Below are 12,147 nucleotides of genomic sequence, written 5' to 3'. Positions count from 1 at the left end.
AAGCGCCCGACCCACACCACCGACAAGAAGGAGAGGCCGACAATGGCACTGTTCCACGTCCGCATGGACGTCAGGATCCCGCACGACCTGGACCCGGAGGTCCGCGCCGAGACCGTGGCGCGCGAGAAGGCCTACAGCCAGGAGCTGCAACGGTCCGGGAAGTGGCGTGAGCTCTGGCGCATCGTCGGCCAGTACTCGAACATCAGCATCTTCGACGTCGAGTCCGGCGACGAGCTCCACGAGATCCTCCAGGAACTCCCACTGTTCCCGTTCATGGACATCGAGGTCATGGCCCTGACCCGGCACCCGTCCCGGATCGACGGCTGACGGCGACATGTCGGACGCCCCCGGGGCGGAGCGCGGAACACGCGGTCCACCCCCCGGGGCGTCGTCGCTTCCCAGGACGTCCCGGCGGCGGGTGCGTTGTTCCGGGCACCGGGTGAGCCAGTCGGTGCCTCCCCTCCGCGACTACCGCGGGCATAGGCGCAGCGCGACCTCCGCGAGGTGCGCTGGTTCTTCGGCTCACGCTGCCTCTCCGTACGGAAATCCCGGGGGTGCGCTGCGGGAACGGACCTTTCCGCCAGCGCGAGTCGAAGGCGCAGCGCGACCCCCGCGAGGTGCGCTGGCGTAATGCCCGGGCGCGGCCTTCCCGGGGGGCTGCGCGCGGGTGGGCGGTTGCGGTCGCGGCGTCGGCGTCAGACCCGCTCGAACACGGCGGCGAGGCCCTGGCCACCGCCGATGCACATGGTCTCCAGGCCCCACTGCGCGTCCCGGCGGACCATTTCGCGGGAGAGGGTCGCGAGCATCCGGGCACCGGTCGCGCCGACGGGGTGGCCGAGAGAGATGCCGGAACCGTGCGGGTTGAGGTGCTCGGAGGCCGGATCGATGTCCCACTCACGCATGACGGCCAGAGCCTGGGCGGCAAACGCCTCGTTGAGTTCGATGACGTCCATGTCGGCCAGCGTGAGTCCCAACCGGTCGAGTGCTTTGGCGGTCGCGGGGACCGGACCGATGCCCATGGTCTCCGGGGCGACGCCCGCGACGGCCCAGGAGGCCAGACGCACGATCGGGGTCAGGCCGAGAGTTGCCGCCCTGTCGGCGGTGGTCACCACGCACATCGCGGCGCCGTCGTTCTGACCGGAGGCGTTGCCGGCGGTGACTGTGGCTTCGGAGTCCGCACGTCCCATGATCGGGCGCAGCTCAGCAAGCGCCTCCACGCTGGAGTCCGCACGCGGGTGTTCGTCGGTGTCCACGACCAGGTCGTCGCCCTTGCGCTGCGGGACGGTGACCGGGACGATCTCCTCGCCGAATGCGCCGGACCGCTGTGCGGCGACCGCCCGTTGGTGTGACTGGGGCCATGGCCGGCCGGGTCACGATCGTCCAGGCCGAGGAGGTCGTCTGCGAGGGTGAGATCGACCCCGCCGACGTCCACCTGCCCGGCATCTACGTCCAGCGCATCGTCGAGGTCGGACGCCAGGAGACCGGCGTGGAGATCGAGAAGCTCAGCAGCAACGGGGAGGATCAGTCATGAGCTGGACCCATGAGCAGATGGCCGCCCGGATCGCCGCGGACTTCACCGACGGCCAGTACGTCAACCTCGGCATAGGGATGCCGACGCTGATCCCCGACCACCTCCCCGAGGGAGTGCGTGTCACACTCCACTCGGAGAACGGGATCCTGGGCGTTGGCCCCTATCCGACCCGGGAACAGCTGGACCCCGAGATGATCAACGCCGGCAAGGAGACGATCACCGCCGCACCCGGCGCGGCGTTCTTCGGCTCCTCGGACTCGTTCGCCATGATCCGGGGCGGCCACGTCGACGTGGCGGTGCTGGGCGCGATGCAGGTCTCGCAGCACGGCGACCTGAGCAACTGGATGATCCCGGGCGCGATGGTCAAGGGCATGGGCGGTGCGATGGACCTCGTCCACGGTGCCGGCCGTGTGATCGTGATGATGGACCACGTCACTCGCAAGGGCGGTCTCAAGCTCATGGAGGAGAACACCCTCCCGTACACCGGAAAGGCCTGCGTCCAGCGGGTCGTGACCGATCTGTGCGTCCTCGACATCACCGAGGAGGGCTTCCGCCTGGTCGAGCTGGCGCCCGACGTGACGATCGACGAGGTCCGTCAGAAGACGGCTGCGCCGGTCCACGCCTGATCAGCGCCGCCCGCCCGGCAACTCCGCGCGCCGGGGAACTCCGCCCGCCCGCTCGCCCGCCGGGCGGTGCGGACGAGGTCGACGAGCGGGCACACGGTACGGGGTCGGATTCTCACTACTGTAGGGGCCGACCCCGTCGTCGTCCCCGGGAGGCCCTCGGATATGAACACCAACACCCCGGTCACCGTCACCGTCACCGGTGCGGCCGGCAAGATCGCCTATTCGCTGCTGTTCTGGCTCGCGTCCGGCCTGGTCTTCGGGCCGGGCACCCCGGTCCGCCTACGGCTCCTCGACATCCCGTCGGCCGTGGTCGCCGCCGAGGGAGTGGCGATGGAGATCGAGGACTGCGCGTTGCCGTTGGTCGACTCGATCGAGATCACCGACGACGTGACAGAGGCGTTCGACGGCGCGAACGCGGCGTTCCTCGTGGGTGCCCGACCGCGCGGGAAGGGCATGGAGCGGGCCGATCTCCTCACCGCGAACGGGGCGATCTTCCGCGAACAGGGGCGGGCGATCAACGACCACGCTGCCGACGACATCCGCGTGGTCGTCGTGGGTAATCCCGCCAACACGAACGCGTACATCGCCCACCGTCACGCGCCCGACGTCCCGGCCGGACGCTTCACCGCGCTCATGCGTCTCGACCACAACCGCGCGCTGAGCCAGCTGGCAACGCGGCTGGGGGCCCGGGTGTCCGAGCTCGACGGGGTGGTGGTCTGGGGCAACCACTCCGCGACCCAGTTCCCCGACGTCACCTATCTGACGCGCGGGGGCGAACCAGTCACCGCCGGGCTCGACCCCGAGTGGCTGGCCGACACCTTCATCCCGCGCGTCGCGGGCCGCGGCGCCGAGATCATCGCAGTCCGGGGATCGTCGTCGGCCGCCTCCGCGGCCGGTGCGGCGGTCGACCAGATGCGGGACTGGGTGCGTGGCACGTCCGGCGAGAGCTGGACCACCGTCGCGTTGCCGTCGGGTGGCGAGTACGGCACGGTCCCCGGTGTGGTGACGGGGTTGCCGTGCCGCAGCCGGGGCGGCGAGTGGGAGGTCGTCGAGGGCCTGGAGATCAGCGATTTCCAGCGGGCCCGCATCGACGCCTCGGTCGCGGAACTGGTCTCCGAGCGGGACGCTGTGCGCGCTCTCGGCCTGGCGGACTGACCCCGCGATCCTCCACCGACCCTCGACACCGTGAAGTCCGACGCCGCGGACAGGTGGGCGTACGCGTGACGCCCGAGTGGCGAGGGGCCCCGAGGTGCCCGGCGCGGTATGCGCACCCACCGTCGGCGCGTGCGGGCACCCGGCCATGCCCGCGGCCCCGGCGGCGGCGCTCACGGCGAAGGCTGCCCGCAGGAACCCGCGCCTCCCCAGTCCGCGTTCCAGCGTCTCCGCCGCGTGATGTCCGGTGTGCTCCATGGTGGGTTCCTTCTGCAGACGATGTTCTCCGACAGCGACGCGCAGAAAGCCACGTGTCCGGTGTGTCGAACCGGTTTCACCGTGTTTCGGGCGAGTTCGGAGGACGGCCTAAGATGGCCGGGTGACCACTCCAGCCGCTTCCCCTCCGAACGCCGACCGCGCGGACGCCCTGCCAGCCTCCTGGAACCCAGGTGAGGTGGAGGCCGAGCTGTATCAGCGCTGGGTGGACGCCGGCTACTTCGAGGCCGACGCATCCAGCGGCAAGCCCGCGTACTCGGTAGTCCTACCCCCGCCAAACGTCACCGGCAGTCTGCACATGGGCCACGCGCTCGACCACACCCTCATGGACGTGCTCACCCGGCGCAGGCGCATGCAGGGGTACGAGGTGCTGTGGCTGCCCGGCATGGATCACGCCGGCATCGCGACGCAGACCCTGGTGGACCGGAAGCTCCGCGACGAGGGGATCGACCGGCACGAGATCGGTCGTGAGGCCTTCATCGAGAAGGTCTGGGAGTGGAAGCGTGAGTCCGGCGGCACGATCGGCGAGCAGATGCGCCGCCTCGGCGACGGCGTGGACTGGTCGCGCGAGCGGTTCACCCTCGACGAGGGCCTGTCCCGGGCCGTCCAGACGATCTTCAAGGAACTCTACGACCAAGGGCTGATCTACCGCGCGGAGCGACTGGTCAACTGGTCGCCCACGCTGCAGACCGCGATCTCCGACATCGAGGTCAAGTACTCCGACGTCGAGGGCGAGCTGGTCAGCTTCCGATACGGCTCGATGGACGACTCCGAGCCGCACCTGGTCGTGGCCACGACCCGTCTCGAGACCATGCTCGGCGACACCGCGATCGCCGTCCACCCGGACGACGAGCGCTACGCGCATCTGGTGGGCACCGAGATCCCGCATCCGTTCCGCGACGGCTGGACCATGCGTGTGGTCGCCGACGACTACGTGGACCCGGAGTTCGGCACGGGTGCCGTCAAGGTCACGCCGGCACACGACCCCAACGACTTCGCCATCGGCCAGCGTCACGGGCTCGAGATGCCCACGATCATGGACGCCACCGGCCACATCACGGGCACCGGCACCCGCTACGACGGCATGGACCGTTTCGAGGCACGTGCGGCGGTCCGCGAGGACCTGGCGGCGCAGGGGCGGATCGTCAAGGAGGTCCGGCCCTACCTGCACTCGGTCGGTCACTCGGAGCGGTCCGGGGAGCCGATCGAGCCGCGCCTGTCGCTGCAGTGGTGGGTCCGCGTCGAGGAACTGGCGAAGATGGCCGGCGACGCGGTCCGCGACGGCGACACGGTGATCCACCCGACGAGCCAGGAACCGCGGTGGTTCGACTGGGTCGACGACATGCACGACTGGTGCATCTCGCGCCAGCTGTGGTGGGGCCACCGGATCCCGATCTGGTACGGGCCCGACGGCGAGGTGGTGTGCGTGGGCCCCGACGAGGAGCCGCCCGCCGGGTACACGCAGGAGGCCGACGTCCTCGACACGTGGTTCTCCTCCGCGCTGTGGCCGTTCTCCACGATGGGCTGGCCCGAGCGCACCGCCGACCTCGAACGCTTCTACCCGACGTCGGTGCTGGTCACCGGCTACGACATCCTGTTCTTCTGGGTGGCGCGGATGATGATGTTCGGCACGTTCGTGGGCCGCCGGCTCGGCGGCGACAAGGCCGCGCCCGGCACGGTCCCGTTCACCGACGTGTTCCTCCACGGGCTGGTCCGTGACGAGCACGGTCAGAAGATGTCCAAGTCCAAGGGCAACGGTATCGACCCGTTGGACTGGGTCGACCGTTTCGGCGCGGACGCACTGCGGTTCACGCTGGCGCGAGGCGCGCACCCCGGCGGCGACCTGTCCGTCGGCGACGACTCCGCGCAGGCCTCGCGCAACTTCGCCACCAAACTCTTCAACGCCACCCGCTTCGCGCTCATGAACGGCGCGAAGGTCGGTCCGGTGCCCGACGCCGCGGATCTCACCGACGCCGACCGGTGGATCCTGCACCGTCTGGGGCAGGTGCGGGAGACCGTCGACGAGGCGTTGGAGCGCTACGAGTTCTCCAAGGCGTGCGAGGCCCTCTACCACTTCGCGTGGGACGAGGTCTGCGACTGGTATCTCGAGCTCGCGAAGGTCCAGTTCGGGAACGACGACGAGTCCCGCGCCTCCGAGCGGGCCGAGCGGACGAGGCTCGTGCTGGGCCACGTCCTGGACGTGCTGCTGCGGATGCTGCACCCGGTGATCCCGTTCGTCACCGAGACCCTCTGGACCGCCCTCACCGGCGGTGAATCGCTCGTGATCGCGCCGTGGCCGACCGACGTGGTCCCGGCCGACGACGCCTCGGACGCGGTGCGGCGGGTGGGCGACGCCCAGACGCTGGTCACGGAGATCCGCCGGTTCCGCTCGGATCAGGGCCTCAAGCCCGGTCAGCGCGTGCCGGCGCGTATCGGTGGCGTCGACGGCGCGGACCTGCCGGCCGACCTGCTCGACCAGGTGGCCTCGCTCGCCCGCCTCACGCCGGCCGCGGACGACTTCACCGCCACGGCGTCGCTCGAGGTCCGGCTCGGCCTGTCGACGGTGGACGTCGAGATCGACACGTCGGGGACGATCGACCTCGCCGCCGAGCGGCGTCGCCTGGAGAAGGATCTCGCGGCGGCCCACAAGGAACTCGAGACCACGGGCGCCAAGCTCGGCAACGAGGCGTTCCTGGGCAAGGCGCCTGACCACGTCGTCGACAAGATCCGTGCCAGGCGTGACCTGGCGGAGGCCGAGGTCGCCCGGATCACCGCCCGGCTCGAGACGATGCCGGCGGGGAGTGGCTCCGCGTGAGTGACCGCAAGTGGCTCCCGCCCCACGATCCGGAGGAGGGATGGGACACCCCGACCGAGGAGGACGTCGCCGAGATGCTCGGCGAGGACGGGCTCGTGTCGGGCGTACCACTGGGCGGGCCCATCCCGGGGGACGAGGAGAGCGACGGTGACGACCACCTGCCGCCGCGCCCGATCCCCGAGGTGGGCAGCCCCGAGTGGCAGGCCGACACGGCCGAGCTCGCGGCGGTCGAGGAGAACCTGGCCACCCGCTGGCCCGAGTCCCGCCTCGAGCCGAGCCTGGACCGGATCGCCGAGCTGACCTCGATCCTCGGCGACCCACAGCACGCCTACCCCGTGGTGCACGTCGCCGGGACGAACGGCAAGACGTCGGTCACCCGGATGATCGACGCGCTGCTCCGGGCGCTCCACCAGCGCACCGGGCGCAACTCCAGCCCGCACCTGCAGAGCGTCACCGAGCGCATCGCGATGGACGGCGAGCCGATCACGGCGCGGACCTTCGTCGACACCTACCGTGAGCTGCAGCCCTACTTCGACCTGGTCGACCAGCGGTCCGAGGAGGCGGGCGGCCCGCGGATGAGCTACTTCGAGGTGCTCACAGCGATGGCGTTCGCCGCGTTCGCCGACGCTCCCGTCGACGTCGCGGTGATCGAGACGGGGATGGGCGGGACCTGGGACGCCACCAACGTCGTGCGGCCGGCCGTCTCCGTCATCACCCCCGTCGGCCTGGACCACACCGAGTACCTCGGCGAGGACCTCGCGACGATCGCGGGGGAGAAGGCCGGGATCATCCAGCCGGGACCCTCCGACGACCTGCTGCCGCGGGACCCGGTCGCCGTGATCGGCCGCCAGGAGCCCGAGGCCATGGAGGTGCTGATCCGCCGCGCGGTCGAGGTCGGCGCGGTCGTCGCGCGCCTCGGTTCCGAGTTCGATGTCGTGGAGCGGCGTCTCGCCGTGGGCGGACAGCAGCTAACCCTGCGCGGGCTCGGCGGCGAGTACCCCGAGGTGTTCCTGCCCCTGTTCGGCGAGCACCAGGCCGAGAACGCGGCGACCGCCCTGGCCGCGGTCGAGGCGTTCTTCGGAGCCGGGCCCGACAGGGCGCTGGATCCGGAACTCGTCCGCGCCGGCTTCGCCGCGGTCGACAACCCGGGCCGTCTCGAACGGCTCAGCTCCAGCCCCACCGTCCTGGTGGACGCGGCCCACAACGGCCACGGGGGTCGCGCGCTCGCCGAGGCCGTCACCTCGGAGTTCGACTTCAAGCGGCTGGTCGCCGTGGTCGCCATGCTCGACGGCAAGGACGCCGACGCCTTCCTCGCGGCGCTGGAGCCCGTGGTCGAGGAGGTCGTCGTCACCCGCTCGGCGTCACCGCGCGCGATGGAACTCGACGAGTTGGCCCGGATCGCGGAGGAGCGGTTCACCGCGCAGCGCGTCCACGTGGTGGACACCCTGCCCGACGCGGTCAGCGCCGCCCTGGATCTCGTGGGCGTCCCGGACCCCACCGCGGACGACGACGTCTCCGGAGTCGGCGTCCTCGTCACCGGCTCCGTGGTGACCGCCGGTGCCGCCCGCAGTCTGTTCGGAAAGGACGCACAGTGACCGACCCGACCCCCGGACCCCGGGGCACCGCACACGAGCCGTCGGTGGACCCGTGGAAGGGCCTGCGGGGCATCATGGCGGGGACCCTGGTGCTCGAGGCGATCGTCATCGGCCTGGTGCTCACGGTGATCGCACGGCTCGACGACGGCGCGCACTTCCAACCGTGGAAGGTGTGGTTCGTCAGTCTGCTGGCGATCGCGATGCTCGTGGCCAGCGGACTCCAGCGCAAACCCTGGGCGATCCCGATGAATCTGACCCTCGCGGCCCTGGCCGTGGCGGGATGGGCCGTGCACTGGTCGATGGGCGTCTCCGGCCTGTTGTTCGCGACCGTGTGGGCGTACATCCTGTTCCTGCGCCGCGACCTCGCGGGACGGATGGCCGGGGGATACCTGCCCAGTCAGCACGACTGAGCGGCCCCGCCGGGCGACCCCGCCCGCGTATGTGCTTGTAGCATTGCCGCCGTGACCGAGAGAACCTTCTTCCTCATCAAGCCCGACGGAGTCGAGCGCGGCCTGACCGGCACCATCCTGTCCCGTATCGAGGCCAAGGGGCTCAGGATCGTCGCCATGGACATGCGGCGGGTGCCGCAGGAGACCGCGGCCGAGCACTACGCGGAGCACGCCGAGCGTCCGTTCTACGGCGACCTGCTCGAGTTCATCACCTCCGGTCCCGTGGTCGCTGGCGTCCTCGAGGGGCCCCGCGCGATCGCCGCGTGGCGGCAGCTCGCGGGTGGCACCGATCCCGTCGAGAAGGCCGCCCCGGGCTCCATCCGCGGCGACTTCGGCCTCGAGACCCAGCTGAACCTCGTCCACGGTTCGGACTCCGAGGAGTCGGCGGCGCGCGAGATCGCGCTCTGGTTCCCCGGTCTGTAGCTCCCGCCACCTCCTGCAGCGACGACGCTGCCCACGCGCCCGTCGGCCCCCGTCCCGACGGGCGCGTCGCCATTTCGTGGTGCCCGGACGGCGACGTTCCGGCGCCCGGTGTGGGAGAATGATCGGAGCCCATCCTGGCGAGTGGACCACCAGTCCGCCCCGGAACGGGCGCCCGCCACCCGCGGCCCGATTCGTCCGGGTACCGCGGACCACAAGACGTTGCCCCGCCACGGCGGGGCCGAGACCAGAAGACGCCCGACCCCGTGCGGCGGCGTGGGTCACCGGTTTCCCGGTGACGTGATCGCGCCCGGAGTCCGGCCGGAGGAGACACGTGTCGGATCCGAACCTGACCATCGACGACCTCGCCGCGCTGCCCGAGAGGATGCGCGCGCACGCCGCGGCCAAGGCCGTGGGCATGACCAGCAAGGAGTTCCTGGCCGCCATGGCCGGGATCGGGGTGGAGATCAAGAGCGCCCAGTCCGGCGTGACCCGCGACGTGCTGCTGACGTGGTTCAACAGCCGTTCCGACGCGGCGGAGGCTCCTGCCGCGGAAGCTCCTGCCGCGGAGGCGCCCGCGAAGAAGGCCCCGGCGCGCAAGGCCGCCAAGAAGTCCGCGGCGAAGAAGGCACCTGCGGAGAAGGTCCCTGCGGACGAGGCCCCGGCGCGCACGACGGCCGCCGAGGCGACGGGAGCGGACGTGGCCCCCGCCGAGGGGGAGACGGCCGAGGGGGAGACGGCCGAAACCCGATCCGCCCGGAAGACGCCCGCCCGGAAGAGCCCGGCGCGCAAGACCACCGCCGAGAAGACCGCCGAGAAGGCCACCGCGGCGGAGAAGAGCGCCGCGAGGACCGCCGACGACACCGTCCCGGCCGAGGACACCCGCTCGGATGCCGCCCGCACCGGGGGTGGGAAGACCGACGCGAGGAACCGGCCGCCGCTGCCGGAGATCGCGATCGTCACCGGCGAGGTCGGCGCCGCCGAGCCCGGGAATCGTCGACGTCGCTCCACCGCGACCCCCTCGTTCTCCCCCCTGTTCCTCTCTCCCGAGGACACCGCCGCGGCCACCGAAAGGTCCGACTCGGCAGGGCAGTCGCACTCCACGGCGCCGTCCGACTCGGCCACGCGGTCCGACCCCACTGCCCAGCCCGACTCCACCGAACAGTCCGACTCCGGTGAGGGCGGAACCCGTCGTCGTCGGCGTGGCCGTCGGGGCCGCGGCCGCGGGCGCGGTGAGGGCGGCGACGAGCAGAACGGCCAGGACACCACCTCCGGTCCGGACGCGGGTGCCGCCGGATCCGACGACGTGACCGGTGACGACGACAACGACGCCGACGACCGCACCGCCGCCACCGCGGCGTCCTCCGGAGACACCGACGGCGCAGACGCGTCCGACGACGCCGCGACGGCCGCCCGCGGGACCGGCCGCGACCGCTCCGACGACGCCGCGGACCGGACGGCCGACGACGCCGACGGGCAGGACGAGTCCGGAGACGACGACGCGGACGAGTCCGACGACTCCTCGGGCGCCCCGTCGGGCTCGAGGAGGCGTCGCCGTCGTCGTCGTCGTGGTGGGGGTTCCGGCGCCGACGACGCCCAGACCTCCAGCGACGACCCGCCCCACACCGAGGTTCACGAGCGCGACCCACGCCGCCGCACCGGGCGCGCGGGACAGGACTCCAGCACGTCCTCCGACGAGGTCCAGGGCATCACCGGCTCGACCCGACTCGAGGCCAAGCGCCAGCGTCGACGCGACGGCCGTGAGGCCGGCCGTCGCCGCCAGCCGATCCTGTCCGAGGCCGAGTTCCTCGCCCGCCGCGAGGCCGTGGACCGCGTCATGGTGGTACGCGAGAAGCAGCGCACCGACGGCAAGGGCCTCATGACCCAGGTCGGCGTCCTCGAGGACAAGGTGCTCGTCGAGCACTTCGTCACCACCGAGTCCGCCCGCTCGATGGTCGGCAACGTCTACCTCGGCCGCGTGCAGAACGTCCTGCCCAGCATGGAGGCGGCGTTCGTCGACATCGGACGCGGCCGCAACGGCGTGCTCTACGCCGGCGAGGTCAACTGGGAGGCCGCCGGACTCGGCGGAAAGGCGCGGCGCATCGAGCAGGCGCTCAAGTCCGGCGACATGGTGTTGGTCCAGGTCACCAAGGACCCCGTCGGTCAGAAGGGCGCCCGCCTGTCGACCCAGATCTCGCTGGCCGGCCGGTTCCTCGTCTACGTCCCCGACGGCAACTCCACCGGCATCTCCCGCAAGCTTCCCGACACCGAGCGGCGCCGCCTGAAGGGGATCCTCAAGGAGGTCGTGCCCGAGGGCTCCGGCGTCATCATCCGCACCGCCGCCGAGGGCGTCAGCGCCGAGGAGATCGGTCGCGACGTCGAGCGGCTCGCCGCGCAGTGGACCGAGATCTCCGAGGCGGCCGCCAAGCGCACCGAGTCCGGCTCCGGCACGCCCGTCGCGCTGTACGAGGAGCCCGATCTGCTGGTCAAGGTCGTCCGCGACCTGTTCAACGAGGACTTCTCCAAGCTCGTCATCCAGGGCGAGACGTCCTGGAACACGGTGCACGGCTACGTCTCGCGCGTGGCGCCGGAGATGGTCGACCGGCTCGAACGCCACGACAACCCCGACGTGGACGTGTTCGCGACCCACCGGGTCGACGAGCAGCTGGCCAAGGCGCTCGACCGCAAGGTGTGGCTGCCCTCCGGTGGCTCCCTGGTGATCGACCGCACCGAGGCCATGACCGTCATCGACGTCAACACCGGCAAGTACACCGGCTCCGGCGGCAACCTCGAGGAGACCGTCACCAAGAACAACCTCGAGGCCGCCGAGGAGATCGTGCGCCAGCTGCGTCTGCGGGACGTGGGCGGCATGGTGATCATCGACTTCATCGACATGGTCCTCGAGGCGAATCGCGACCTCGTGCTGCGCCGCCTCACCGAGGCCCTCGGCCGCGACCGCACTCGCCACCAGGTCTCCGAGGTCACCTCGCTCGGCCTGGTCCAGCTCACCCGGAAGAAGCTGGGCACCGGTCTGGTCGAGGCGTTCTCCACGCCGTGTGAGCACTGCCAGGGTCGCGGTCTGATCGTCCACGCCGACCCCCTCCACACCGAGTCGCACAACGCCGACGAGCCGGGCGCCAAGCGCGGCCGTCGTCGCGGCGGCAACGGCAACGGCAAGGGCAACGGCGAGTCCGACAGCGCCTCGCCCAAGCAGACACCGCGCAAGGACGGCCCCGCGCCGGCCGCGCACCCGGCCGCGCTGGCGATCGCCCGGCAGAACGCC

The 12,147-nt window shown here is 71.4% G+C and carries 8 protein-coding genes and 2 pseudogenes; 9 read left to right on the top strand and 1 reads right to left on the bottom strand.

Going from position 1 to position 12,147, the window contains the following annotated elements; all coding sequences use genetic code 11:
- Nucleotides 1-42: 42 nt before the first annotated feature.
- A complete protein-coding gene (gene catC / locus HMPREF3086_RS07875; RefSeq protein WP_061228475.1) occupies nt 43-327 on the top strand; it encodes a muconolactone Delta-isomerase in 285 nt (94 codons plus the stop codon).
- A gap of 368 nt (nt 328-695) precedes the next feature.
- Here the strand turns inward: catC and HMPREF3086_RS07870 are convergent.
- Nucleotides 696-1,352: pseudogene (locus tag HMPREF3086_RS07870) on the bottom strand (acetyl-CoA C-acyltransferase); the annotation flags it as partial.
- A 2-nt stretch (nt 1,353-1,354) separates the two neighbouring features.
- Here HMPREF3086_RS07870 and HMPREF3086_RS18000 point away from each other — a divergent pair.
- From HMPREF3086_RS18000 to HMPREF3086_RS07835, 8 genes and pseudogenes are all read left to right on the top strand, one after another.
- Nucleotides 1,355-1,531 (top strand): annotated as a pseudogene (locus HMPREF3086_RS18000) (CoA-transferase); the annotation flags it as partial.
- A complete protein-coding gene (locus HMPREF3086_RS07865) occupies nt 1,528-2,157 on the top strand; it encodes a 3-oxoacid CoA-transferase subunit B (protein ID WP_061228476.1) in 630 nt (209 codons plus the stop codon). The pseudogene HMPREF3086_RS18000 and the gene HMPREF3086_RS07865, both read left to right, overlap by 4 nt.
- Before the next feature lie 162 nt (nt 2,158-2,319).
- Entirely contained in the window at nt 2,320-3,312 is a 993-nt protein-coding gene (locus HMPREF3086_RS07860; protein WP_063974031.1) for a malate dehydrogenase, read from the top strand.
- Between the two features lie 376 nt (nt 3,313-3,688).
- Nucleotides 3,689-6,400 carry a valine--tRNA ligase gene (locus tag HMPREF3086_RS07855; protein WP_070721184.1) on the top strand — a complete coding sequence of 904 codons (2,712 nt, stop codon included), beginning with the start codon at nt 3,689-3,691 and terminating at the stop codon, nt 6,398-6,400.
- Entirely contained in the window at nt 6,397-7,995 is a 1,599-nt protein-coding gene (locus tag HMPREF3086_RS07850) for a bifunctional tetrahydrofolate synthase/dihydrofolate synthase (protein WP_174521534.1), read from the top strand. The genes HMPREF3086_RS07855 and HMPREF3086_RS07850 overlap by 4 nt, the downstream gene beginning before the upstream one ends.
- On the top strand, nt 7,992-8,405 hold the full coding sequence (locus tag HMPREF3086_RS07845; protein WP_007628951.1) for a DUF4233 domain-containing protein: 414 nt from the start codon (nt 7,992-7,994) through the stop codon (nt 8,403-8,405). The genes HMPREF3086_RS07850 and HMPREF3086_RS07845 overlap by 4 nt, the downstream gene beginning before the upstream one ends.
- A 51-nt stretch (nt 8,406-8,456) precedes the next feature.
- Nucleotides 8,457-8,867 (top strand): nucleoside-diphosphate kinase, encoded by a 411-nt coding sequence (gene ndk, locus HMPREF3086_RS07840; RefSeq protein WP_007628950.1) that lies wholly within the window; start codon nt 8,457-8,459, stop codon nt 8,865-8,867.
- 331 nt (nt 8,868-9,198) lie between these two features.
- Nucleotides 9,199-12,147 (top strand): Rne/Rng family ribonuclease (locus tag HMPREF3086_RS07835; RefSeq protein ID WP_070721183.1); only part of this gene is annotated, 2,949 nt, incomplete at its 3' end.

Source organism: Dietzia sp. HMSC21D01, assembly GCF_001815995.1.
GTDB classification, from domain to species: domain Bacteria; phylum Actinomycetota; class Actinomycetes; order Mycobacteriales; family Mycobacteriaceae; genus Dietzia; species Dietzia cinnamea.
This window is presented reverse-complemented; position numbering and strand designations above follow the sequence as displayed.

Coding starts and splice junctions, on each gene's coding strand:
- HMPREF3086_RS07860 (WP_063974031.1), top strand. CDS start 2,320: ATGAACACCAACACCCCGGTCACCGTCACCGTCACCGGTGCGGCCGGC.
- HMPREF3086_RS07865 (WP_061228476.1), top strand. CDS start 1,528: ATGAGCTGGACCCATGAGCAGATGGCCGCCCGGATCGCCGCGGACTTC.
- catC (WP_061228475.1), top strand. CDS start 43: ATGGCACTGTTCCACGTCCGCATGGACGTCAGGATCCCGCACGACCTG.